We start from the raw sequence: 25102 nt of genomic DNA on the forward strand, positions 1-25102 counted from the left end.
CCCTCATGTGAGGGAAAGAATTATCCGGTATTAGCCCCGGTTTCCCGGAGTTATCCCAGTCTTACAGGCAGGTTGCCCACGTGTTACTCACCCGTCCGCCGCTGACTTCAGGGAGCAAGCTCCCATCCGTCCGCTCGACTTGCATGTATTAGGCACGCCGCCAGCGTTCGTCCTGAGCCAGGATCAAACTCTCCATATAAGAGTTGATTAAGCTCATAAGTTGTCTTTTCAAAAAAGACTAAAGAATTAACGTTGACGTTTTTGTTCGTTCAGTTTTCAAAGATCAATTTCTCTTTGTTATATTTTACCTCATCGCTCAGAAGCGACTTTATCAATATAACATGTGTTTCTTTTAACTGTCAACACTTTTTTAAAAGAAATCCGTCAGCTGTGAAAATGTTTTTTGTTCATATCGCAGCGACGGATATAAATATAACAAGGATTTAATTAAAGGTCAATAGCTTTTAATGTTTTTTTACGATAATTTTTTTCCGAGCTTATAGTACCTGTGATAAATCCCTTGTCCCTTGGTTTCCATATTTACAACTTCAATAATATGTTTATCAATCAGATACTCAAGCAGCATGCTCAAGTCAACTGCATATAGATGAAGCTCTTCATGATTCATAATGTCTTGGATTGACCATTGATCTTTCTTGGCAAGAATATCTGCAAGGTGGCTAATTCCTTGTTTTGTTCTTGAGTGGATTAAGAATTCGCTCGCTAAAAATAGAAGTTCAAGTCTTTTTTCAAGGGGTTCCTGGCTATTTACCAGTTCCTCATATAGCTTCATAATTTCCGGTTCAATTTGTTTCACCTGATTCCAAACAGTCACCTCAGGATGAAAACCGTTTTCGATAACCGCAAGCCTAGCCAGATGATGAAGAGAATGAACAATATGATTATAAGCGTCAAAATAGTTTCGGTTTTCAAAGAAAGCTTTGCCATCCATATACCTGCGGATCAGCTTGGCAAACTCAAGCCCCATTTTTAATTTTCGCCCATAGAACGGAAACTCCCTTAATTCTACCTTCAAATTATGGATATATTCATTTCGATCAAAGAGGACTTTTCCATTATACAGCCAATCAAAGATCTTTCGGTTTGATCCCAAAAGGATCCATTCACGAAGCTGCTTATCCGTGACAATCTGAAGTGCCGCTTTTTTATCCTTATATGTGTAATGCTTAACAAACACAGGTTCATCTGCTTCCTTAACAAGAATGAGCAGCACAGCATCAAAAGTATCTGTAGCAGGGATTGACCTTTGTATCTTTTCGGTCATAATTACTCCGAGAGTATTTGTTTGGCTTGCTCGTTCTTGATAAATAGGACGGAGAATGTCTTCCATCATAATTCCTCCATTTTATTGATAGCGTATATCTTCGACAATTATAAATGAAATCCTTCCTAAATGTGAGACATTTTTCGACACGATTCAATAATATGTTTATTTGGGCAAATAGAGTATGTTATAGTTAGTTTTTAGGAGGGAACAGAATGGCTAAGTACTCAAGTAAAATTAATAAGATTCGTACCTTTGCCCTTAGTTTAATTTTTATCGGATTTATCGTTATGTACCTCGGAATCTTCTTTAGAAATTCCCCTCTTCTCATGACAATATTTATGCTTCTTGGAATGCTGTGCATTCTTGCTAGCACCGGTGTATATTTTTGGATCGGCATGCTTTCAACTAAAACCGTGCAGGTGGTTTGCCCGAATTGCGGAAAACATACTAAGATGCTTGGCCGTGTTGATATGTGCATGTATTGCAATGAGCCTTTAACGCTTGATCCAAAACTTGAGGGCGTAGAATTTAACGAAAAATACAATAAAAAAAATACGAAGCAGAGCTGATCAGCTCACCGCTTCATATTTGTTTAAAAACCGGCTAGCTGTAGCCGGTTTTTATTTGTCTCTTCTATACGTAAGCAAAAGGAAAAGCTGACAGCACTCCGCCGGCAGCTTTTCAGTAATTATTAATGTGCTTCCTTGCTTGCACATTCAGGACAGGTTCCGTAAATTTCCATTCTATGATGGCTAATTTTAAACCCTGTAACATGCGAAGCAAGATGCTCTACTTCATCAAGACCAGGATAATGGAAATCTACAATCTTCCCGCAGCTTTCACATATAACATGATAATGATGGGTAGTTACAAAATCGAAGCGGCTTGATGCGTCACCGTATGTTAGCTCTTTTACAAGGCCAACTTCACGAAATACTCGTAAATTATTGTAAACTGTAGCCACACTCATATTAGGGAATTTACCTTCCAATGCCTTGTATATATCATCTGCAGTCGGGTGTGACATGGAGTTTATTAAATATTCAAGTATCGCATGACGCTGCGGAGTGATACGGACTCCTGTTTCTTTCAAAGTATCCAGCGCTTCTTTTAATTCCATTTGCGCCACCGCCATGCACCTCTTTTCCAACAAATATTCTTACTTTATAATCTTTATAAATAGTGTACTAATTTTTTACCACATTTGTCAATATTGCAAACAACTTAATAGAGGGTATCAGCTCTTATCAGCATGCAGTGTATGCTCAATGGAGCCTAAATGATGATTTACATATCGGGCAGACACAAACAGCAAATCGGATAAACGGTTTAAGTACGCTATGACTAGCGGATTCACATCTTCTCCCAATGAAACTGCACAGCGCTCCGCCCTTCTTACGATTGTTCTTGCAACATGGAACGCCGCACCAGATGTATGCCCGCCAGGCAATATAAAATTAGTAAGTTGGGCAAGATCTGTTTCCCATTTGTCAATCTGCTTTTCCATATTAGATATATCTTTTTCGGTTATCTCCCACTTTACCTTCTTTCCTTTAGGTGTTGCGAGCTCTGCACCAGCATGAAACAAGTCAGTCTGAACTTTATGGAAAACATCTTCCAGATTATCTTTATCTGGAAAAAATTCAGCGGCGAGATGGCTTAACGCTAATCCGATCATTGAGTTTGCCTCATCACATGTTCCATATGCCTCAACACGAACATCATCCTTATTAACTCTTTGCCCATATATTAAAGAAGTGGTTCCCCTGTCTCCCGTTTTTGTATAAATCTTCATCTCAATACCCTCTTTCAAGATCAATGGCTTTTATATAATCTTTGTTATTTTATATATATGTATGAAGGTTATGCTTGAAAATTTCAAAAGATCCTGGCAAATAATCTTTGGTAATACTTGAGAGGTGCTGCGTGTCGTTACATTCTTCACTCGCCAAATGGTATGCCTCTTTAGAAGCAACCCCTTTTTAAAAAGGCTCTTTTCTAAATAGATTTAGTTTAAATTTTACCCGTTGATTTCAGTACGGGGCACATGCTTTCCGCGGAGCAGAAAGAGAGCCTCCTCGGCTTCGCTTGCAGGGTCTCTCACTCCCATCTCTTGTGAGCAAGACATTTGAAAAACATCCTTGAATAAACATCTCGTCGTAAGAAAATATCAAAAAAAACGGACCCTGTCAGGTCCGCTTCGAAAAAAGTATCTGAGGAGGTATGCCCTAATAAAATGATATGCAAAACTTGTTTTTAGGAATGGACAAAAGCCTTGTTCCCCTAAAAATAGGCTCCCCATTTTGCGAATTATGCTTATTTAAACACTCTAGGCCAAGTTTTCCTTAATATATTCAAGAGCCTCTTCTACATGCCCTTTTACTTTCACTTTACGCCACTCTTTGACGAGTTTTCCTTCCTGGTCAATTATAAAAGTGGATCGCTCAATCCCCATGTATTCCTTGCCGAAGTTCTTCTTCAGCTTCCAGACACCATAATCCTCAGCAGCTTTATGGTCCTCATCAGCAAGCAGCAAGAAAGGAAGACCATGTTTTTCAATAAACTTTTCATGTCTGCTTAGAGGGTCTGGACTTACACCTAAAATTACCGCATTCACACCTGCAAAATTCTCATGCTGATCCCTGAAATCACATGCCTGCGTTGTACAGCCTGGCGTCATGTCTTTTGGATAAAAATAAAGAACCACATTCTTACCCCGGTAATCTGAAAGCTTAACCTTTTTGCCATTGCTGGCCTCCAGTTCAAAATCCGGAGCAGTCTCTCCAATTGCAATTGCCATTTTCCATCACTCCTGTTGGATAAGTTTACTTACTTTAAGCCTATCCAACTTTCCGTTCAAACACAACTATTTGCGGCGCCATCATGCCCTTTTTTCCACATCAAATACAACTCTTGCCACAAATGCTGCGGGTATAACATAGCCAATCAGCGCTTCCATAACGGCAATCATCCTGCCAATCCCAATTGGGCTAATGTCTCCATATCCAACTGAAAATAATGTAACTGCACTAAAATAAAAACCTGTTTCAAGCCGATCCAGAAATCCTGCTTCAATGTAATTAGTGCCATCTATTAAAACAACAAGCCCATGCAAATCAAGCAAAATATAAATTAGTCCAAACCCGATCAAAATTGTGGCATACAAACTTATAAGGTAAAGGAAATTCTCTAAAGAAACCCATCTTCCCTTAATCTTAGCAGATGAAAAGAGAGTTTGCAGACTCATGATCATGCATAAAACAATCAGGATTAACGACAAATAAAGCGCCATAATGCAACCTCATTTCGGAATGGCTTTTCCATTCATTTATACGCTTTAAATAGTGCCTGTATGACAGCACGTCTATATATATAAAAGCCAGGGATATCCCCCGGCTCTTGCTTAATTGCCCGCACCTCTATAACGTTTTATTCCGGAATTCCAAATCAGGATTGAAATTCCAAAAAATACGATTCCAATCACTGGAGTTAAGAATGAATAAAGAAACCATTCTTCCTTCCCTAAAAAATATGCAGCCGGGTACACACCAACAAAGGCAAATGGCAGCACCCATGTCAAAACAAATCGGATAACGGTATTATAAATATCTACCGGATACCTTCCATAATTTCCGATGTTATACATCATCGGCATTATTGACGTTCTCGCATCGGCCCAAAAACTTATGCAAGCAATCATAACAAAAATGCCTCCATACACAAGCATTCCTCCTAAAACAAACAGGAGAAATAAGAGCGGATCTGCCCAGGATATTTTCAGTCCAAGACTCATTCCCGAATAGAACATAACAGCAATACCTGTCAATGCACCAAATAAGGATTCAAGTTCCATCCTTTCCAAAACAATTTGGAATAGGCTATGGATCGGCCTTGTTAAGATTCTATCTAGCTCCCCTTTAACTATATACCTTTCGTTAAAGTCCCATATATTAAAGAAAGATGAAAACAGCGCATAAGGCACAAGGAAAAATCCGTAAATAAAAATGATCTCATCTCTGGTCCATCCCCCCAGAAGATCGGTATGGCCGAAAACGACTAAGATAAAAATTAAATTAACTGCCTGAAATAACAGATCTGAAAAGACCTCTACAAATAGATCGGCTCGGTACTGCATTCTTGTTTTCATATACTGGGCGACATACTGGAAGAAAATCTTTATATAAAACATTCTGTCACCCTCCTTGAATAATAAGCTGTTTTTTTGCAATCACCCACAGTACCTGAATCGGGATAACCAGAATTAGGACCCAGACCCCCTGAAGGATTATCGCCTGAACGGCCTCATTATTTGAAAAGCTATTTGTAAATATCATACTTGGCACATAGCTAATACCCTGAAAGGGCAGATACTTAAGTATATCCTGAGCCCAAATCGGAAAAAAGCTGATTGGGATAAGAAGGCCTGAAAACAAGTCAATGACAACTCTTTTCGCACGGATAAGCCCTGTGTTATTAAATAAGAAAAAAGTGGTAATACCTGTCAGCAAATTAATTTGTGTATTAATAAAAAAACTCAATAAAATTGATACTGCAAATAAAATCCAGGTAGCTGCATTTGCGGAAAATTGGAGAGGGAAAATAAATGAAACAATCACCATCCCGGGAACTGAAAAGAAGAACAGGCGGAAAATTCCTTCTCCTAACCCCTGCATTGTTTTCATGCCGAGATAATTATATGGGCGGATCAGTTCTACCGCTACCTTTCCTTCTTTAATTTCCGCAGCCATTTCACGGTCAATGTTATTAAAGTAAAATGCTCTCGCCATCCATGCTACTGCTACATATGTAGACATTTGGATAACAGACATGCTTTCTATTGTATCCTTTTCTCCGTATATTGCCGACCACAGGAAATAATAAGCACCTATATTGATGCTGTAAATTAAGATGCCTGTATAGTAATTAGTTCTATATGCCAGCATCATTAAAAAGCGGATCCGGATCATTTCTAAATATTTATCCACAGGAACACCTCCGGCCTCGGTACAAGTTATACCATTCCATTACGATATCCCCCGGTCATAGATATTTCGGATAATTTCTTCAGTCGAAGTTTCTTTAATATTGATATCCTTTACTTTTAAATCCGCAACCACCTTTGCAATCAATAAAGAAATAAGTTCATCATTATCTTCTACAATAGCTGTAAAGATCGCTCCCTTTCCATCCTTCTCCCATTTCACTTCAGATGAAGACGTGATTTTATTGAGATCGGCCAGATCCACTTCTTCCAGGAATTGAAATTCTATTTCCTTGCCTTCACCCCATTTTTCCTTCAGGCTTTTTAATGCCCCATCGTAAATAATTTTTCCGTCATCCAGCATAACTACCCGTTCACACAGCGCTTCAATATCGGTTAAGTCATGCGTGGTCAACAGTATGGTTGTGTTATATTTTTCATTTATTTCCTTGAGGAACTCCCGGATTTTTAGTTTAACGAGCACATCAAGCCCAATAGTAGGTTCGTCCAAAAACAGAAGCGGCGGGTTATGAATTAATGCAGCTGCTAGTTCGCATCTCATTCTTTGTCCAAGTGAAAGCTTTCTGACCGGCTTATCCAGCAGGGGTTCTATATCCAGTGTTTTTATGACATGTGCCATATGGCTGTCATATTGTTCATCTGATACTTTATACACCTTTTTCAGCAGCCTGAAAGACTCCTGAACAGCAATATCCCACCACAGCTGTGATCTTTGCCCGAAAACCACTCCAATGGTGCTGACGAACTTTTCGCGGTCTTTATGGGGGTTCATCCCATTTACAATAACTTCGCCGCTTGTCGGTGTTAAGATCCCTGTCATCATTTTAATGGTTGTTGACTTGCCAGCTCCATTTTCTCCGATATACCCGACCATCTCTCCTTGTTTTACATTAAAACTAATATCGTTAACAGCTGGCACTATTTTATAATTTCTTGTCAACAGGTCTCGGAAAGCCCCTTTTAATCCAGAGCGGCTTGAATATGCTTTAAATTCTTTTTTTAAGTTCCGCACTATTATTGCATCATTCATAATCATTCCTCCTGCCAATTAATGCCCTAAGGAAATAGTTTAGACAAACAAGCAGCCCAACACAAATAGAATGCACGCATTTCTCATTATCCCTGTTAAATTTGCCTGTTGATTTCAGCACGGGGCATTCAAGCGTTCAGCGGGCGAATCCGACGCTCCCCGGTGCATTCGCAGCTGCCGGGTCTCACGCTGACACGCTTCCCCCGCTGGACATTGAATAAGCTTACTCGAATGAACACCTCGTCGTAAGAAAATTAGTTAGCATTTTCGCGGGATTAGCACATTTCCCTCCAATCAACAGGGTGCTAAAATCAATAATAAACTTTAACACAGCCTTCCCATTAAGATCTTGTATTTTTCATCAGCAAAATACAGAATACTCTGCCTTCCTCTTAAGATTGGACCAAGTGCCTTTCAATCATGTTAAAATAATAAGTGAACGATTAAATTGGATTCAATCAGGAGGATAAAAATGCAATTTACTAATTCTGAACGATTACATAAACAAGCGCTTGAGCATATTGTCGGAGGAGTAAACAGCCCTTCCAGGTCTTATAAAGCAGTAGGCGGAGGTTCGCCTGTTGCCATGGAAAGGGCTCAAGGCGCATATTTTTGGGATGTGGACGGCAATCAATATATCGATTACTTAGCCGCTTACGGCCCCATCATTACTGGCCATGCACACCCACATATTACTGAAGCAATAAAAACAGCTGCTGAGCGAGGAGTATTATATGGAACGCCAACTCCCCACGAAGTAAAGTTTGCAGAGATGCTGAAGGAAGCAATGCCTAATCTGGATAAAGTCCGTTTTGTCAATTCTGGTACAGAAGCAGTTATGACTACGATCCGTGTGGCAAGAGCCTATACGGGAAGAGACAAAATTATCAAGTTCGCCGGCTGCTATCATGGCCATTCCGACCTTGTTCTTGTTGCTGCAGGTTCTGGACCATCAACACTCGGAACACCGGACTCTGCTGGAGTTCCTAAATCAATTGCCCAGGAAGTGATCACGGTTCCTTTTAATGAAATTGAACCATATAAAGAAGCATTGGAAAAATGGGGTGACCAGATCGCCGCAGTCCTAGTCGAACCAATTGTCGGCAACTTTGGAATTGTTGAGCCTAAGCCAGGATTCCTGGAACAGGTTAACGAATTAACCCATGCTGCCGGTGCCTTAGTTATTTATGATGAAGTTATTACAGCGTTCCGTTTTATGTATGGCGGGGCCCAGGACCTGCTTGGAGTAAAGCCGGATCTGACTGCTATGGGAAAAATCATTGGCGGCGGCCTGCCAATCGGCGCTTATGGCGGGAAGAAGGAGATCATGGAAACGGTAGCACCTTTAGGCCCTGCATATCAGGCTGGCACTATGGCTGGAAACCCCGCTTCCATCCTTTCGGGGATTGCATGCCTTGAAGTTCTTAAGCAGCCTGGAGTCTATGAATATTTGGACCGCCTTGGAGAACTGCTTGAAGAAGGCATCAGCGCAGCTGCTGAAGATTTTAACATTCCGATCACAATTAACCGTTTAAAAGGTGCTCTTACTCTTTACTTTACAAATGAAAAAGTTGTGAATTATGAACAAGCTGAAAACACAGACGGTGAAATGTTTGCCAAGTTTTTCAAACTAATGCTCAATCAGGGAATAAACCTCGCACCTTCCAAGTATGAAGCATGGTTTGTCACAATTGCCCATACTGAGGATGACATTAACGCAACTATTCACGCAGTACAAAATGCATTCCAGCAAATGAGCAACGAATAAATATTCATTAATTTATACATTACCGGGAGCGAAAAAGCTCCCTTTTTCTTTAATAACAAAAATGAAAACGTTTACAAACAAGGTGTTTTTTTATACATCCCCTATTCTGTCCCACTATTTTCTATCCAACTTTTTGTATAAATAATTGATTTCTGAAAATTCATATGATATGATGGGAGAAATCTTTTCTGTAGAGCGGATTACGCTAACAAAAAGATCGTTAAAAAGGCAATGACCTGCCCTAAATAATCACACTTTTCTTTTAATAAATGCATGATGCATTTATCCTTTCAAAAATTTAACTTTTTGAACAACCTCATTTAAAACCCGTAAACAATTAATTTTAATAGATTACTAATCAGGAGGTGAACGGCTTTAAGGCAGCGCCTTATTTTCAGCCGAATATTATGACATTACAACAATGGAGTCCTTCACTTTTTAAAGAGTTTCACCGTCAGGAACATGATGCTTGCGGTATCGTTTCTGCAATGGAAAAAAAGAAAATTCCTACACGGGAAAATATTTTCAGCTGCATCAATGCGCTTGTTACCATGAATCACCGTGCCGGTTTTATTAATGGTGAAGGAGACGGAGTTGGTATCCACATTGATATCCCAAGAGAACTATGGAAAGAAAAGCTTAAGGAAGCAGGAGCTGATCCAGAAGCTGCATCAAAAGAGGGATTTGTGGTTGGACATGTTTTTATGTCCAGAAAGCAGGATACTGAGTCATTTAAAAAGCACTTAATGCAAAAGCTTGCCGACGCACAGCTTTCAGTTATTTTTGAATCTGATGAAGTAACCGAGTCCTCTGCTTTAGGTCCAATCGCCATTCAGGAAAACCCTGTATTCTGGCAATTTGCCTGTTTATCCGAGCAGCCTTCCGGAGAGCTTTCCAAAAAGCTTTTTGAATTAATCGTCGATTTTGAAGAAAACGAACATGTACATGTTGCTTCTCTCAGCCAGCATCATGCAGTTTATAAAGTAATGGGCGCAGGCGATATTTTGCCTAAGTACTATCACGACTTGGCTAACCCGCTTGTAGCTTCAACGATGACACTTGGACATAACCGCTATTCAACAAATACATTATCTAGTTTCTTCCGTGTGCAGCCCTTCAGCATTTTAGGCCACAATGGTGAAATCAATACTATTGCCAAGCTAAGAGATGAAGCGAAGATGGTAGGCGTTCCGCTAGTAAAAGACGGAAGTGACTCACAGGATTTGAGCAGAACGATCGAAACGTTTATTTGCCGTGACGGATATTCCTTATTTGAAGCAATGGATGTCATGTTTCCGCCTATCGTCAATGAAATTAAATCATACCCGGATCACCTTCAGGATATGTATTCCTATATCCGGGAGGCATGGGGGCATTTTGCTCAAGGACCAGCAGGAATCATCTCCCGCTTTGCCGATGAGGCAGTATTCAGCGTGGATGCTTTGGGTCTTCGTCCGCTTTGGATGCTGGAAACAGAAAGTTCATATCTGTTCTCATCTGAGCCGGGAATTATTCCATCAAGCGAATATGTCAACGAACCTAAACCACTATCGCCAGGTGAAAAGGTTGGATTGAAATGGGACGGCGACACACTTGCTGTATATGAACATAGCGACTACCAGGCTGAGGTTTATGAGAGATTTTCAAAACGTGTGAATGCTGAGAATTTCCGAATTCGCCTTCAGTCTCCTAAACTAGAAAAGACAATCTCTGTAAACTACCCGGACAAAGTTCATAACGGGCAATATAAAGCATTTGGCTGGGAAAGAGACCACGTCCAGCTTATAGAACAAATGGCTGAAAAAGGAGCAGAGCCAATCCGTTCACTTGGTCATGATTCTCCTCTGGCAGCACTAAATCCCCAGCGCAAAAATATTGCTGATTTTATTAAGGAAAGTGTTGCAGTCGTTACAAACCCTGCCATTGACCGCGACAGAGAAACGGAACATTTCTCTACACGGACCATTATCGGGCAGCGACCATCATTATACGAAAAACAGCAGCCTGGTGCAGTAATTGAATTGCAGACTCCTATTTTAATAGAGGGGAAAGCAGGCTTTGAATGCTCTACTGCTCTTGGGCAGCCAAGCTACGATCAAGTAACCGGATTCTATCAGGAGCAAAAGCTTATATCTTATCTTTCTACCACATTTAGAAAGGATGAAACAATTAAGGAAGCTTTGGACCGTTTAGCAGCAGAAGCTGTTGAGGCTGTACAAAGCGGAAAGACCCTGCTTGTACTTGATGATGCAAATGCTCATCAGGAGGACGCATACTGGATTGATCCGCATTTGGCCGTGTCTGCCATTGACCAGGCCCTTGTAAAAGAAGCCTTACGCCGCGAATGTTCTATTTTGCTGCGCGCTGCTTCCATCAGGTCACTGCACGACATCATTACAGCATTTGGATTGGGCGCTGATATTATCAGTCCTTACTATATGTTTATGACAGTGCTTGGGGATTCTGTAACACCATTAACAAATTTATATTCAGCTCTTACTAAAGGACTTGAAAAGGTTATTTCCACTATCGGAATTCATGAATTAAGAGGTTATGGCCGCCTGTTCTCAGCTATCGGCCTGCACGAAGATCTTGCTGAGTATTTGAATATTGTAAACTTCTTCGGTTCAAAGGAGCTTGCCTTTAACTTCGATGCCTTAAAGGAAGATGCTTTTGCCAGAGCAGAAGATTACCAGAATGAAAAAGAGCGGATCGGAAAGACATTCAGCCTTTTCCCTCGCATCTGGAAAGCCATTGGCGAAGTAGCATCAACAGGCGACTATAGTGCATACAAGGAAAAGATTACTGAGCAGGAGGACCAGAATCCAACAACAATCCGCCATTTAACTGGATTTAAAGAAACGAATTCAAACCTGAAGCCAGAAGATATCAGCTTGCACGTTGGTGAGCATGACCTGCCATTCGTCATCTCATCCATGTCCTTTGGTTCTCAGAATGAGACAGCTTTCAGAGCCTATGCGGAAGGTGCAGACCGTTTGAACATGGTCAGCTTAAATGGTGAAGGCGGGGAAATCAAGGATATGCTCGGAAAATATCCAAAAACCCGAGGACAGCAAGTGGCTTCCGGACGTTTCGGTGTAAATGCCGAACTATTAAATTCTTCCAACTTGCTGGAAATTAAAATCGGGCAGGGTGCTAAGCCTGGTGAAGGCGGACACCTTCCAGGTTCAAAGGTGACAGCAAAAATTGCTGAAGCCCGTAATGCAACAATTGGATCAGATTTGATTTCACCATCAAACAACCATGATATTTATTCAATTGAAGACCTGGCACAAATGATCCATGAACTTAAGACAGCCAACGACAAAGCGAAGGTAGCTGTTAAAGTTCCGGTTGTACCGAATATCGGAACAATCGCAGTCGGGATCGCTAAGGCCGGCGCTGATATTATCACACTAAGCGGATTTGACGGCGGTACTGGTGCTGCAAGGATCCACGCCCTCCAGCACGTAGGTTTGCCGGTAGAAATCGGTGTAAAAGCGGCTCATAATGCTCTATTGGAAGCGGGTATCCGTGATAATGTAGAACTATGGGCGGACGGCGGAATTAAGAGTGCTGCTGACGTATTGAAGGTTATGCTTCTTGGGGCAAACCGCGTTGGCTTCGGTACACTCTCAATGCTGGCTATCGGCTGTACAACATGCCGCGGCTGCCATCTTGACACTTGCCACGTTGGGATTGCTACACAGATTGATTCTGAAGCACAAGCTAAAGAACATGGTTTAAGAAGATTCGTACCTCGCCAATTTGACCTTGCAGTCCAAGGCATAATGAACCTGTTTACAGCATTTGGCGAAGAGCTGAAAGCATTGGCAGCATCAATTGGTGTGAAAAACCTGCAGGATGCAGTAGGTCGTTCCGATCTTCTTGTCCAGACGAAAGGTGAAAATCAGCTTAATTTGACTCACCTCTTAAAAACACTTGAAATCGGCCAGTTTTCTCAGCAGGAAGCTCCTGCTGCGCTGCATGAAGCTCAGCTGCAGGTTGCTGTTGGAGCAGAATACCTGGACGCAAGCGTGGAAGAATTGCATCAATCACGCGAATTCCAAAGCATTACCTCTGAACAGCGTGTTTTGGGCAGCCGCGTTTCCTGCCACCGCGTAAGAGGCCGTTTGGATGGCTCCTATAAAGCCCTTCCGCCAGTAGACCTTAAATATAAAGGCGGTTCTATTCCAGGAAACGGTTTGGGAGCATACAATAGCTTCGGCATAAATATTGAAGTTGCCGGAGGAGCCCAGGATGGTATCGGAAAAACATCATTTGGCGGCCAAATCAAGATTTTTAAGGCAAAAGGAAAGAATGGCAAGTTTTACAACGGTTCTGTTGGCAAAGGCTTTGGATATGGAGCTCAGCAGGGATTGCTTGTAGCACAGGGCAACGCTGATGCCCGTGCAGGAATCCGATTATCCGGAGCAGACATGATTATTGGCGGACAGCTCAGAAAACCGCTTCCTGAAAAGGAATACGGCAATATTGGAACAAACGCTAATATCAAAGGCTTTGCATTTGAATATATGACAAATGGAAGAGGGCTTGTCCTTGGTGATCCAGGCCCATGGATTTGCGCAGGCATGACTGGCGGTGTTGTATATTTAAGGCACCAGCCGGAAATGGGCTTAACGCAAGAAGCCATCCAGCGCAGAATCGCTAAAGGTGCAAAAGTCTCTGTCACTTCCCTTTCCGAAAAAGGAATTGAAGATGTTAAAGAACTACTTGGCCAATACATCGCATTATTGAAAGATCAAGGCCAGTCTGAAGAAGCTTCCCAGCTTGCTGCCCTTCTCGAGCATCCGGCAGACCACTTCCTTCAGGTCATACCGGTCAAAGAGCAAGCCGATCCATCTGTTTCTACAGAGTGATATTCTATAAGAATCGAAAGCCCCGTCCTTGACTTCGGACGGGGCTTTTTATAATCCAACTAAATGTTTATATGTGTGATAGGTTTTCATTTTTTTAAATCTGGTTTACAGTTAAATTCGATTTGGAAATACTCCCTTTTCTCTATAGTTCCCGTTCCCTTCACAGTTCATTCTTCTGATCAGTTGGGCTAATCATCAGCTTCTTTATTTCCTTAAGAGTTCCATTTTCCATTCATCAGCACTATTTCCCTGCTATTGGTCCATTTACAGCTCCTTTGCTGCGTTCGCTGGCACATTCACCCCCGTTCCAAAACGCCTTTCACAGGAACTACTTTGTTACGTTCCCCCGCCTAGTCCTTTATTGCACAAGCAGGTACATTAAATTCAAAAGTGAGTATGCTCACCACCGGATCCCTACTCCCACTTTTTTACTTTTTCTTAATAAAAATTTCATTAAAATGCCCCTTGAACTTCTTTCCATATCCCTGTATAGTACAATATTGTTTAATACTGAGCAAAACCGTTTAAAGTATATATAACACGGACTGCCTCTTGTCAAAAATTATTAATCAATCAGCAAATAAAAAATACATTGCTGGAAGAAAGGACATATATTGTATGAAGCTTGGCGCCCGCATCCTTAAGACGGGAATCGCAATTATTTTATCTTTATTTTTATCGGAGCTTTTTCACTTGCCTTCTCCTATTTTTGCTGGAATTGCGGCCATTTTTGCCGTACAGCCGACCATTTATAGATCGTACCTATCCATTATTGAGCAAATTCAGGGGAATGCCATCGGTGCATTAATTGCAGTCATCTTTGTACTTTTATTTGGCAATGATGTCTTTATTATTGGCCTCGCTGCGATTATGGTCATTACTATTAATCTGAAGCTGAAAATTGAAAATACAATCGGCTTATCACTGGTGACCTTGATTGCGATTATGGAAACACCAGGAGACACTTTTCTGCAGTTCGCTCTCATTCGCTTTTCTACCATTATGCTTGGGGTCTTGTCTGCTTTTATCGTCAACCTTGTCTTTCTGCCGCCTAAATATGAAAACAAGCTATACTTCAAGATTTCCAATAGCACAGAAGAAATTACAAAATGGATCCGCTTGAACATCAGGCATGCATCAGAGCATAAGCTGCTGAAAAATGACATTGATAAAATGAAGGAAAGCAACGTAAAGCTTGAGCAATTATATATAATGTATAAAGAAGAACGAAACTACTTTAAGCGGAATGATTTAGTCAAATCACGGAAGCTAGTTATCTACAGACAGATGATTTCAACCGTAAAACGTTCATTGGAAACATTAAAAAAGCTGCACCGTTTTGAAAATGATCTGCAGCAAATGCCTGAAGAATTTCAGCACGCTGTACAGCAGCAGCTGGATATTTTAATTCATTACCATGAACATGTCATGCTGAAATTCATTGGAAAGGTCCGACCGAATGTGGTATTTGAGGAAGGAGATTTCAGCCTAAGCAGAAGGGAATTAGTGAATCTATTTCTGGCACAGCAAAAAGAGCATGAACTTAATGAGGAATCGATTCTTCCCCATATCATGCAAATCGTCTCAGCCATTGTTGACTATGACGAGCATGTGGAACATCTTGATAAGCTGATAACAAGTTTTCAGTCTTATCACAAGGATGAAAATGAGGTTACCATACAGGAAAATATGGAATAAATTAGCGCCATCGTTTGCGTAAAATAGAAAAAGCAGCTGATTTCAGCTGCTTTTTTTTAATTCTTCATTCTTGGATCAAGAGCATCCCTTAATCCATCACCCATTAAGTTAAACCCCAGAACAGTTAGCATAATGGCCAGCCCAGGGAAAATCATCGTCCAGGGTGCCTGAACCAGAAATGCCTTGGCATCAGCCAGCATTTTTCCCCATTCAGGATTCGGAGCCTCTGCACCAAGTCCCAAGAATCCTAATGCGGCCGCTTCAATGATCGCTGTTGCAATAGCAAGTGTCCCCTGCACAATAATCGGCGCCATACTGTTCGGGAGTACATGCTTAAAGAGGATCCGGCTATTGCTCATACCTATCGCTTTTGCAGCCATAATATACTCCTCTTGTTTTACACTGAGCACCCTGGAACGGATAAGCCTTCCAAAGTTAGGAATATTGATAACCGCAATGGCAATCAGGGCATTTCTCAATGATGGCCCTAAAACGGCTACAATCGCAATTGCCAGCAAAATACTCGGGAAAGCAAGCATAATATCAAATATACGTGAGATAATGGTATCAACCCATCTCCCGTAGTAACCTGCCACCACCCCTAAAAGACACCCTACAACAATGGAACCCATTACTGCGAGGAATCCGACCCATAACGAAATTCTTGCACCATATACGACCCTTGAGAAAATATCCCTGCCAAAGTCATCGGTTCCAAACCAATGCTCGCTAGATGGTGCCTGAAGCCTTTTCGATAGCATTTGTTCATTGATCCCCTGCGGCGCGATGAGCGGCGCAAAAACAGCTAAAATAATAAAGAATAAGACGATAAGTGACCCAATCAAGGCCAATTTGTTCTTTCTAAAGCTCCTCCATGCTTCCAGCCAGGGGGATACTACTTTTTCTTCAGCTGGCAAACCTGACGGCTGAAGGTCTTTTTGAGTTGAAAGTTCCAAGCCTGCTCCCCCTCTCTAATTATATTTAATCCGCGGATCTATTGCTGCATACAGCAAGTCCACCACTAGGTTGATCATGACAAAGATAAAGGCAATCACTAGTATGCCTGATTGAATAACTGGATAATCACGATAGTTAATAGCCTCATAAATATAGCGCCCAATTCCCGGCCAGCTGAAAATGGTTTCTGTCAATATCGCCCCTCCGAGCAATAAGCCCATTTGAAGGCCGATAATCGTAAGAACTGGAATAATCGCATTTTTTAATGAGTGCTTATAAACTACCCAAAACATTCTTAAACCTTTTGCTCTTGCTGTTCTAATAAAATCAGATCTCATTACTTCAAGCATGGTAGAACGGGTAATTCTTGCGATAATCGCCATTGGTATGGTCGCTAATGCAAATGCAGGCAGAATTAAGTGCCTAACAACATCCCAGAATTGGTCCATCCTTCCCTGCAGCAAGGTATCGATCATATAGATGTGTGTAATGGCTGTAATCGGATTTCTAACTTCCTCCCTCCCCGATGTTGGCAGCCAATCAAGCTTAATGGCAAATGCCCACTGCTCCATTAATCCAAGCCAGAAAATTGGCATGGAAACGCCAATAAGCGCCAAAACCATCGCAACATAGTCAAACCAGGAGTTCTGGTACCAGGCACTGATGATGCCTGCATTTACACCTATAAAAACAGCAATTAACATAGCAACTAAAGTAAGTTCAATGGTTGCAGCCAAATATGGCCAAATTTCCTGGCTAATTTCGGATTTTGTCCGAATAGATTCACCAAGATCACCGGTCAAAAGCCCGCCAAGATATGTAAAATATTGAAGGTACCAAGGCTGATCAAGCCCCAGCTGCTTCGTTAATTCCTCTACAGCCTCTTTTGTTGCTAGTTGTCCCAAAATGATCTGTGCTGGATCACCAGGTATTGCCCTAATCATAAAAAAGACGATAAGGGAAAGCCCCAGTAAAACCGGAATAAGCGAAAACAGTCGTTTAAGTGTGTAGGACAGCACTGAAATCTCACCTCTCTTGAAGGTTGTCTAAAATATTTTGGAATAGAAAAGGGAGCTACAAAACTGTACTCCCTTTCCCTTGATATAAGAAGTATACTTATCTCACCCGAAAAGCATCTTATTTAAATTCTACAGTTGCCAGTAAATCAGATCCCGTTGGATGCGGCTTGAAGCCTGTGATATCTGCTTTACCTGCAAGGATTGGTCTTGAGTGAACAAGCGGAATCCATGGAGCATCTTCTTTGATTATTACCTGAGCTTGTTTGTAAAGCTCTTCACGTTCTGCCTGATCTGCACTTGCTTGAGCCTTTACAAGCAATTCATGCACTTCAGGGTTTTTGTAGTAAGAATAGTTATTGGAGCCGATGCTGTCTTCATCCAGAAGCACATATAGGAAGTTATCAGCATCACCATTGTCGCCAGTCCATCCTAATAAGAATGTATCAGCTTCACCATTTTTGGCTTTATCCAGGTAAGTACCCCACTCATAAGAAACGATTTTTGCTTTTACGCCGATTGCATCAAAATTGGCTTGAAGTGCTTCAGCCACTTTTTGTCCATCTGGCATGTATGGTCTTGGAACAGGCATTGCCCATAGTTCCATCTCAAATCCATTTTCATATCCAGCTTCTTTTAGAAGTTCTTTAGCCTTTTCTGGGTTGTATTCATAATCTTCGACTTCATCGTTATACCCTGCTACAACCGGCGGCATTGGATTTTTCGCTGGATCCGCTGCACCCGCATAGAATGCATCAATTAATGCTTGCTTATCAACAGCATGGTTTAGTGCCTGGCGGACTTTTTTATCTTTTAATGGTCCGCGAGTGCTAGTCAGTCCAAGATAAGCAACGTTTAATGTTGGACGTTCAAATACTTGTAGATCCGGATTTCCTTCGATCTGGCCTACATCACTGAAGTTAACGCCATCAATCAAGTCTACCTCGCCAGTAGCTAATGCATTCAGACGGGCAGAATTTTCAGGAATAACACGGAAGATAACTTGGTCAAGCTTAGGAAGTCCTTCTTGCCAGTAATCTTCATTCTTCACAAGTGTAATGCGGTCGTTGGCTTTGTATTCTTTAAATACAAATGGGCCTGTACCAACTGGGTTATGAATGAATTTTTCACCATGCTTCTCAATTGCAGCCGGGCTGGCAATTCCAAATGGCGACATAGCCAAGTTCTTTAGGAATGGAGCAATAGGCTTGTTTAAAATAAATTCTACTGTGTAATCATCAAGTGCTTTGACTTCAGAAATTTTATCTCCGAATTGAGAGTTATAGTAATAGAACTGCTCAGCGCTGCCAGCTTTCCATCTTTCAAAGTTGAAGACAACTGCTTCAGCATTGAAGTCAGTGCCGTCATGGAATTTAACGCCTTCGCGAAGCTTAAGCGTATGCTTCAGTCCATCTTCGCTTGTTTCCCATTCAGTAGCAAGCCCAGGCTGAATTTCTGTATCCTGCTCACCGAATTCGATTAGTGTTTCATAGATATTTTTTGTAACTTTAAAAGATTCGCCTTCTGTTGTGATAGCCGGATCAAGTGAAGTGGAGTCACCGCCGCGGCCAAACACTAGTGTACCGCCTGAAGAGGTTTCTTCTGTATCTTTGCCTTTCTCGTTATCTTCTTCCTTCGTTCCGCTGCTTGAGTTGCTGCTGCAGCCGGCAAGCGCCAGTGACAGAAGCAAAGCAATAATCAGGAACCAAATACCATTGCGCTTTTTCATTGTTTTCCCCCTTTTTTCTTTTGCCTGTTAGGCATTTTACATATTTATCATCCATGCAGGGCTGCCGGTTTTTCCAGCTTAGCGAGAACTGTATAAATGGCAGGCTGCAAAGTGACCTGGTTCAATTTCCTCAAGCTGAGGCCTCTCTGTTTTACAAATATCCATGCAATCCTGGCATCTCGTATGGAACGCACATCCAGCTGGCGGATTTTGCGGGCTTGGGATGTCCCCTGTTAATAGCTCCCTGTCCTTCTTTAAGGTTGGATCAGGGACCGGAACAGCACCAAGCAATGCTTTTGTATACGGATGCAGCGGTTTGTCATAGAGCTGATCAGCTGTTGTAATTTCTACAAGTCTTCCAAGATACATAACTCCAACTCTATCACTGATATGCTTAACTACCCCGAGATCGTGGGCAATGAATATATAAGTTAGCTGAAACTCCTTTTGCAGATCTTCAAGCAGGTTCAGCACCTGTGATTGTATGGATACATCCAGAGCCGAAACTGGCTCATCGGCAATAATCAGCTTAGGCTTTGTCATAAGCGCTCTTGCAATTCCAATTCTTTGCCTTTGGCCGCCGCTGAATTGATGCGGGTATCTTTTTGCATGGTAGCTGCTGAGGCCAACCACCTCAAGCATTTCCTTAACACGCTTTTTGCGTTCCTCTTTATTGCCAATGCCATGGACGATTAGCGGCTCCTCCAATATCTGTTCAACCGTATGGCGGGGATTTAACGAAGCAAATGGATCCTGGAATACCATCTGCATTTCTTTTCTCATTTTGCGCATTTCCCCAGAGCTTAAGGTTGTCAGGTCTTTGCCCTCAAAAACCACTTTTCCATCGGTTGGTTCAATCAGACGCATCAGCATTCTGCCTGTTGTGGATTTGCCGCACCCTGATTCACCGACCAGCCCCAGTGTTTCTCCTTTATTAACAAAGAAACTGATATCATCAACTGCTTTAACATCGCCTTTTTTTCTTCCAAAAAGACCGCCTGTTACCGGAAAATATTTTTTTAATTGATTAACTTCCAACAGCACTTCGGTCATTCACTACACCTCCTGACTCATGCAGGAAACAGCGTACAGTGTGCTGCTCTGCCTCTTCGACATTGTAAAGCGCAGGGCTTTCAGCCAGGCAGCGGTCGTGGACGAATTCGCAGCGCGCTGCAAAACGGCAGCCTGTCTTGATGGAACCCGGTTTGGGAACGTTTCCGGGAATGGAATATAAACGTTCCTTCTTTTCCCTTACATCTGGTACAGATTGAAGAAGGCCTTGTGTATAAGGATGCTTTGGATTTTTAAATATCTCTTCTACCGGCGCTTCTTCGACGATTTTTCCTGCATACATGACAATTACTCGTTCACAGACTTCTGCGACAACGCCTAAATCGTGAGTGATCATGATGATGGCTGTATCCAATTTTTCATTTAGATCCTTCATCAGGGATAGAATCTGAGCCTGTATCGTCACATCTAAAGCCGTTGTAGGCTCATCAGCAATCAATACTCTAGGATGGCAGGACAATGCCATCCCAATCATCACCCTTTGCCTCATACCGCCAGAAAGCTGATGGGGATATTCCCTCATAATCTGTTCTGCTCTAGGCAAGCCGACTAGTTTCAACATTTCAACTGCCTGCTTGAATGCGGCCTTTTTGCTCACTTTTTTATGTATTTTAATGCCTTCTATCAGCTGATCACCAATCGTAAACAACGGATTTAATGAAGTCATCGGCTCCTGGAAAATCATTGCCACTTCATTGCCTCTAATTTCACGCATTCTTTTTTCTGATGCATTAACTAAATTTTCTCCGTCCAAAAGAATTTCGCCGCCAACAATTTTTCCTGGAGGCTGCGGAATCAGCTTCATAATGGAAAGAGATGTAACACTCTTCCCGCAGCCGGACTCTCCAACAATCCCAAGAATCTCGCCTTTCTTAACCGAGAAGCTAATACCGTCCACGGCAGGTACTTCTCCATCCGAAGAGAAAAAGGAAGTCCTTAGCTGCTTTACATCTAAAACTGGAGCTTGAGTCACACGGATACTCCTTTCTTAATCGTCCGTTTCTATGAAATGGGACATTTTTAACAATTTGGACTTTAGGTCACTATCTGTTTTTCATTCTATAAAAAAAGATTGTCGAAGTCTACTTATTTTTCTAAATTATTTAAATATAGTAAACATTGTATTTTTTTAGACGGTATTCTATGCCTTTCTCCCTATACAAATATTTGTTTTCTACTAATATGTATGAAAAAGTTATACGTTAATGACAGTTTCTTACTATTAAAACATTGTTAAGCTATAGTAATTTAACGCACTGCCATGGAAAAGCGCAAAAAAAGCCTGCACTTTAAAGAGCCGGCTTTAGACCTAATGTTCAAGCTGCTGAACTTGAAATAGCTTATAATAACTTCCCTGTTTTTCCATTAACTCTTCATGGCTTCCTGCTTCAGAAATTTCTCCATGTTCTATTAAAATGATTCGGTCGGCGTGGGTGATTGTAGAAAGACGATGTGCCACAATAAACGTCGTGCGGTCTTTAGCCAATTTTTCCAGTGCTTCCTGAATCAGATGCTCACTTTCAAGATCCAGGGCCGAAGTTGCCTCATCCAGAACAAGGATAGGCGGATTTTTTAAAAAGATTCTCGCAATGGCAATCCGCTGTTTCTGGCCTCCTGATAGCTTAACGCCCCGCTCGCCAACCTTTGTTTCATAAGCTTCATGCAAGCTCATAATAAACTCATGTGCATTTGCAGCCTTGGCTGCTTCGACTACTTCCTCATCTGTTGCATCCGGCTTGCCAAGAAGAATATTGGTTTTTACGGATTCACTGAACAAAATATTATCCTGAAGCACCATACCAATTTTATCGCGGAGGCTTCTTACTTTAAGAGAACGGATATCCGTGCCATCAAGGAGAATTCTTCCTTCATTTACATCATAGAAACGCGGAATCAAGCCGACCAATGAAGACTTTCCTCCCCCGCTCATCCCGACAAGTGCAATCGTTTCTCCCTCTTTTACATCGAGTGTTATGTCCTTTAATACAGCTGCCTCTTTTTCATTGTATGAAAAGCTCACGTTTTCAAATTGGATATGCCCTTTAACATTCTTGCATTCAATGGCATCAGGCAAGTCATCGATATCGTACTCTTCATCAATTAACTCAAATACGCGGTCCATTGAGGCTATTGATTGTGTTAGAGTTGTTGATGAGTTTACAAGCCTTCTAAGCGGGCTATACAGCCTGTCAATATATGCTACAAACGCCATCATCACACCGAGAGAAATATTTCCCTGGATTACCTGGTAGCCCGAATAGCCAATAACCAAAAGTGGCGAAATATCCGTAATCGTGTTAACCACCGCAAATGCCTTTGCATTCCATTTTGTATGGTCAATCGCTTTTGTCAGAAAATTTCTGTTTTGCGCATCAAATTGAGTTTGCTCGTAATCTTCAATGGCAAAGCTTTTTACTACGGCCATCCCTTGAACCCGTTCATGCAAATATCCCTGAACCTCCGCCAGAGCCTGTGAGCGGGCTCTTGTCAGCTTTCTGAGATTCCCGAAGAAATACTTGACTGAAAAAGCGTAAAAAGGAAATAAAAGCAGAGACACAATTGTCAAAGTCACATCCATATTGAGCATGATGACAACAGCAATCAAAATAGTCGCCACATCAAGCCAGAGGTTCATCAGCCCAGTTACAACAAAGGTTTTAGTCTGTTCCACATCATTAATGACCCTGGAGATCACTTCACCTGTACGCGTATTTGCATAAAACTTGAAACTTAATTTTTGTATATGGGTAAAAAGTTTGTCGCGGATATCGTACAGAATTTTGCTTGCCACCCACTGCGCGAAATACTGACGGTAATACTCTATAGGCGGGCGTGCAATCACAAATAATGCAATCATTATCCCCATAACCATTAAGAGTGTATTCGTTTTGTCGCTTTGGCTTAAAGCCTCATTGCCGATAATATCATCAATGACATACTTGATGAGCAGCGGAATCAATAGCGGTATGGCAAACTTAATGATGCCGATTAAAATCGTTCCGATAATCTGAAGCCGATACGGCTTTACGAATTTTAGATATCTTTTTATACTGTCCAACCGTCTCGCTCCCCCTCTCTATGAAAAGCAGCAATACTATTTTCGCTGCCTTAACAGCCAGTTATTTTCTTAAAATTACCCCGAGCAAAAACAAACATACAGAGATAAAGTCAAAAATAAAAACCTGTTGACTCAAGGTCCAACAGGCGTTATTTGGCACTTTTAGCGTCTGTAAGTTAAATAACGTTCATACCATATATCAATAAAATCCGGTGCAAAAGGGCCTTTTCTCTGGCGAATCCAATGGATAAGATTATCCACATTGGATTTTAGTATGCTATCAATAACATCGGGATAATTCATTTCCTGACGGTGCCGTTCATATTCATCTTCATCCAGCAAATTAAATGTCATATCCGGAAATACTTTAATATCCAGATCATAATCAATATACTTTAACGCTTCTCCGTCAAAAATAAATGGGGAGCTAATATTGCAGTAATAATATACTCCATCTTCCCGAATCATTCCAATCACATTAAACCAGTGCTGAGAATGAAAATAGCAAATGGCCGGCTCTCTTGTAACCCACGTTCTTCCATCAGATTCTGTTACAATCGTTCGGTCATTACCGCCAATCACTAAGTTTTGTGTCCCTTTTAATACGGTTGTTTCCTCCCAGACGCGGTGGATATGCCCATTATGTTTATAGCTGTGAATTTGCATTGGTTCGCCTTCTATGGGTACCGCCATTTTTTTCCCCTACTTTCCTATTCCGGAAGCTTTGCAACCTGTAAAAATTTTTCCGGCGCCTAATATAAGCGCTCTCTCCATGATGCTGAAGTTCTGGCCTTACAGCATGCTTTAATCACTATTCATAGGCAAAAAGGCAACAAAGTACGATTCCTGTTTTCTACTATTATAACGGTAAAAGGAAAATTTTAAAACAAAAGAGCCATTGAAATGTATCAACGGCTGCCAAAAAGGGATATAAGAGCTGAATTTATAGACGGTATTATTACTTAATCAGATTATTTTAGATCATTATTATACGGTCACATTTACTTCCTGATAAGAGCGAATAACCTCTTCAGTCTGCTCCTCAAATACACGGTGGATCTCTTTCAATTCAGCCTTCATCCTTGCAATTTCATACTGGACACTTTCCAGTTCCGTTTCCTGCTGGATAGCCTTTAGTTCCTCCTCAATTTCCTGGCAGCGTTCTAATTCACTTTGCAGATAAAGAAGTTTTTCCATCGTTTTCATTTGCTCTGACACCAAAATGTTAAAGTTTTTCATGATCGTTTCACCGTCCTATTTAAATTTCCTAGTATGTATAATTCGCTGCCCCTTCTTTCAACCCTTTGACTACTTCTGTTGACTTTATGGAAGTTTTGTCGATTCCTACTTTTATTTTGACCTGCCAACATTTTAATTTTCCATACCAACTTAAGAAAAGCGTTATTTTAAATAGGCTCTGTTAAATTTGCCTGTTGATTTCAGCAAGAGGTACTCAGTGAACCTGCGGGCGGTCCGACGCTCTTCGGTGCATTCGCACCTGCGGGGTCTCCCTCTGACACGTTTCTCCCGCTGGAGTCAATTGCCCTCAACTCAGCAGGTTTAACATAATTAGCCGCCCAAAAGGAACAAACTTTACGAAAACAT

General features: G+C 41.5%; 20 protein-coding genes and 1 rRNA gene. 4 read left to right on the forward strand and 17 right to left on the reverse strand.

Going from position 1 to position 25102, the window contains the following annotated elements:
- Together L634_RS0106215 and L634_RS0106220 are read right to left on the reverse strand one after the other, a co-directional pair.
- Window positions 1–199, reverse strand: a 16S ribosomal RNA gene (locus L634_RS0106215); the annotation flags it as partial.
- A gap of 276 nt (window positions 200–475) precedes the next feature.
- Window positions 476–1351, reverse strand: a complete 876-nt coding sequence (locus L634_RS0106220; protein ID WP_026581703.1) for a nucleotidyltransferase-like protein — start codon at window positions 1349–1351, stop codon at window positions 476–478.
- 149 nt (window positions 1352–1500) lie between these two features.
- Between L634_RS0106220 and L634_RS0106225 the strand changes: the two genes are divergently transcribed.
- The gene (locus L634_RS0106225; RefSeq protein ID WP_026581704.1) at window positions 1501–1857 is read left to right on the forward strand and encodes a YgzB family protein; all 357 of its coding nucleotides are present in this window, start codon (window positions 1501–1503) and stop codon (window positions 1855–1857) included.
- A 122-nt stretch (window positions 1858–1979) separates the two neighbouring features.
- Here the strand turns inward: L634_RS0106225 and perR are convergent, their stop codons facing one another.
- From perR to L634_RS0106265, 7 genes are all read right to left on the reverse strand, one after another.
- Entirely contained in the window at window positions 1980–2417 is a 438-nt protein-coding gene (gene perR, locus L634_RS0106230; protein ID WP_198029704.1) for a peroxide-responsive transcriptional repressor PerR, read from the reverse strand.
- 108 nt (window positions 2418–2525) lie between these two features.
- Window positions 2526–3083, reverse strand: coding sequence for a cob(I)yrinic acid a,c-diamide adenosyltransferase (locus tag L634_RS0106235; RefSeq protein ID WP_026581706.1), 558 nt, complete (start codon window positions 3081–3083; stop codon window positions 2526–2528).
- A gap of 534 nt (window positions 3084–3617) precedes the next feature.
- Window positions 3618–4088 (reverse strand): thioredoxin-dependent thiol peroxidase, encoded by a 471-nt coding sequence (gene bcp, locus L634_RS0106245; protein ID WP_026581707.1) that lies wholly within the window; start codon window positions 4086–4088, stop codon window positions 3618–3620.
- Between the two features lie 81 nt (window positions 4089–4169).
- Window positions 4170–4580 carry a potassium channel family protein gene (locus L634_RS0106250; protein WP_026581708.1) on the reverse strand — a complete coding sequence of 137 codons (411 nt, stop codon included), beginning with the start codon at window positions 4578–4580 and terminating at the stop codon, window positions 4170–4172.
- A 111-nt stretch (window positions 4581–4691) separates the two neighbouring features.
- The gene (locus L634_RS0106255; RefSeq protein WP_026581709.1) at window positions 4692–5477 is read right to left on the reverse strand and encodes an ABC transporter permease; all 786 of its coding nucleotides are present in this window, start codon (window positions 5475–5477) and stop codon (window positions 4692–4694) included.
- 4 nt (window positions 5478–5481) lie between these two features.
- Complete coding sequence (locus tag L634_RS0106260) at window positions 5482–6273, reverse strand: ABC transporter permease (protein ID WP_026581710.1); 792 nt, start codon at window positions 6271–6273, stop codon at window positions 5482–5484.
- A 39-nt stretch (window positions 6274–6312) separates the two neighbouring features.
- On the reverse strand, window positions 6313–7320 hold the full coding sequence (locus L634_RS0106265; RefSeq protein ID WP_026581711.1) for an ABC transporter ATP-binding protein: 1008 nt from the start codon (window positions 7318–7320) through the stop codon (window positions 6313–6315).
- A 472-nt stretch (window positions 7321–7792) separates the two neighbouring features.
- On the opposite strand from L634_RS0106265, the gene L634_RS0106270 reads away from it, so the two are divergent.
- The 3 genes from L634_RS0106270 (at window position 7793) to L634_RS0106280 (ending at window position 15666) form a co-directional block, all read left to right on the forward strand.
- Complete coding sequence (locus tag L634_RS0106270; protein WP_026581712.1) at window positions 7793–9088, forward strand: glutamate-1-semialdehyde 2,1-aminomutase; 1296 nt, start codon at window positions 7793–7795, stop codon at window positions 9086–9088.
- A 407-nt stretch (window positions 9089–9495) separates the two neighbouring features.
- Window positions 9496–13968 (forward strand): glutamate synthase-related protein, encoded by a 4473-nt coding sequence (locus L634_RS0106275; RefSeq protein WP_026581713.1) that lies wholly within the window; start codon window positions 9496–9498, stop codon window positions 13966–13968.
- A 618-nt stretch (window positions 13969–14586) separates the two neighbouring features.
- A complete protein-coding gene (locus tag L634_RS0106280) occupies window positions 14587–15666 on the forward strand; it encodes an FUSC family protein (RefSeq protein ID WP_026581714.1) in 1080 nt (359 codons plus the stop codon).
- Window positions 15667–15722: 56 nt separating this feature from the next.
- Here the strand turns inward: L634_RS0106280 and nikC are convergent, their stop codons facing one another.
- From nikC to L634_RS0106320, 8 genes are all read right to left on the reverse strand, one after another.
- Window positions 15723–16622 carry a nickel transporter permease gene (nikC, locus tag L634_RS0106285; protein WP_026581715.1) on the reverse strand — a complete coding sequence of 300 codons (900 nt, stop codon included), beginning with the start codon at window positions 16620–16622 and terminating at the stop codon, window positions 15723–15725.
- 15 nt (window positions 16623–16637) lie between these two features.
- On the reverse strand, window positions 16638–17642 hold the full coding sequence (locus L634_RS0106290; protein WP_026581716.1) for an ABC transporter permease: 1005 nt from the start codon (window positions 17640–17642) through the stop codon (window positions 16638–16640).
- 118 nt (window positions 17643–17760) lie between these two features.
- A complete protein-coding gene (locus L634_RS0106295; RefSeq protein ID WP_026581717.1) occupies window positions 17761–19368 on the reverse strand; it encodes an ABC transporter substrate-binding protein in 1608 nt (535 codons plus the stop codon).
- 78 nt (window positions 19369–19446) lie between these two features.
- Window positions 19447–20421: an ABC transporter ATP-binding protein gene (locus tag L634_RS0106300; RefSeq protein WP_026581718.1), complete on the reverse strand. Its 975-nt coding sequence runs from the start codon at window positions 20419–20421 to the stop codon at window positions 19447–19449.
- Window positions 20396–21412, reverse strand: a complete 1017-nt coding sequence (locus L634_RS0106305) for an ABC transporter ATP-binding protein (protein ID WP_026581719.1) — start codon at window positions 21410–21412, stop codon at window positions 20396–20398. The genes L634_RS0106300 and L634_RS0106305 overlap by 26 nt, the downstream gene beginning before the upstream one ends.
- A gap of 336 nt (window positions 21413–21748) precedes the next feature.
- Window positions 21749–23497, reverse strand: coding sequence for an ABC transporter ATP-binding protein (locus L634_RS0106310; RefSeq protein WP_026581720.1), 1749 nt, complete (start codon window positions 23495–23497; stop codon window positions 21749–21751).
- Between the two features lie 162 nt (window positions 23498–23659).
- Complete coding sequence (gene ntdP, locus L634_RS0106315) at window positions 23660–24190, reverse strand: nucleoside tri-diphosphate phosphatase (protein ID WP_026581721.1); 531 nt, start codon at window positions 24188–24190, stop codon at window positions 23660–23662.
- Window positions 24191–24484: 294 nt separating this feature from the next.
- Window positions 24485–24736 (reverse strand): YgaB family protein, encoded by a 252-nt coding sequence (locus tag L634_RS0106320; RefSeq protein WP_026581722.1) that lies wholly within the window; start codon window positions 24734–24736, stop codon window positions 24485–24487.
- Window positions 24737–25102: the final 366 nt, after the last annotated feature.

The sequence above is a fragment of the Bacillus sp. J33 genome, assembly GCF_000518885.1.
GTDB lineage: Bacteria > Bacillota > Bacilli > Bacillales > Cytobacillaceae > Cytobacillus.

Excerpts from the sequence above, each read along its gene's own strand:
- L634_RS0106220 (WP_026581703.1), bottom strand. The coding sequence starts at position 1,351 with ATGGAAGACATTCTCCGTCCTATTTATCAAGAACGAGCAAGCCAAACA.
- L634_RS0106225 (WP_026581704.1), top strand. The coding sequence starts at position 1,501 with ATGGCTAAGTACTCAAGTAAAATTAATAAGATTCGTACCTTTGCCCTT.
- L634_RS0106235 (WP_026581706.1), bottom strand. The coding sequence starts at position 3,083 with ATGAAGATTTATACAAAAACGGGAGACAGGGGAACCACTTCTTTAATA.
- bcp (WP_026581707.1), bottom strand. The coding sequence starts at position 4,088 with ATGGCAATTGCAATTGGAGAGACTGCTCCGGATTTTGAACTGGAGGCC.
- L634_RS0106250 (WP_026581708.1), bottom strand. The coding sequence starts at position 4,580 with ATGGCGCTTTATTTGTCGTTAATCCTGATTGTTTTATGCATGATCATG.
- L634_RS0106255 (WP_026581709.1), bottom strand. The coding sequence starts at position 5,477 with ATGTTTTATATAAAGATTTTCTTCCAGTATGTCGCCCAGTATATGAAA.
- L634_RS0106265 (WP_026581711.1), bottom strand. The coding sequence starts at position 7,320 with ATGAATGATGCAATAATAGTGCGGAACTTAAAAAAAGAATTTAAAGCA.
- L634_RS0106270 (WP_026581712.1), top strand. The coding sequence starts at position 7,793 with ATGCAATTTACTAATTCTGAACGATTACATAAACAAGCGCTTGAGCAT.
- L634_RS0106275 (WP_026581713.1), top strand. The coding sequence starts at position 9,496 with ATGACATTACAACAATGGAGTCCTTCACTTTTTAAAGAGTTTCACCGT.
- L634_RS0106280 (WP_026581714.1), top strand. The coding sequence starts at position 14,587 with ATGAAGCTTGGCGCCCGCATCCTTAAGACGGGAATCGCAATTATTTTA.
- L634_RS0106295 (WP_026581717.1), bottom strand. The coding sequence starts at position 19,368 with ATGAAAAAGCGCAATGGTATTTGGTTCCTGATTATTGCTTTGCTTCTG.
- L634_RS0106300 (WP_026581718.1), bottom strand. The coding sequence starts at position 20,421 with ATGACCGAAGTGCTGTTGGAAGTTAATCAATTAAAAAAATATTTTCCG.
- ntdP (WP_026581721.1), bottom strand. The coding sequence starts at position 24,190 with ATGGCGGTACCCATAGAAGGCGAACCAATGCAAATTCACAGCTATAAA.
- L634_RS0106320 (WP_026581722.1), bottom strand. The coding sequence starts at position 24,736 with ATGAAAAACTTTAACATTTTGGTGTCAGAGCAAATGAAAACGATGGAA.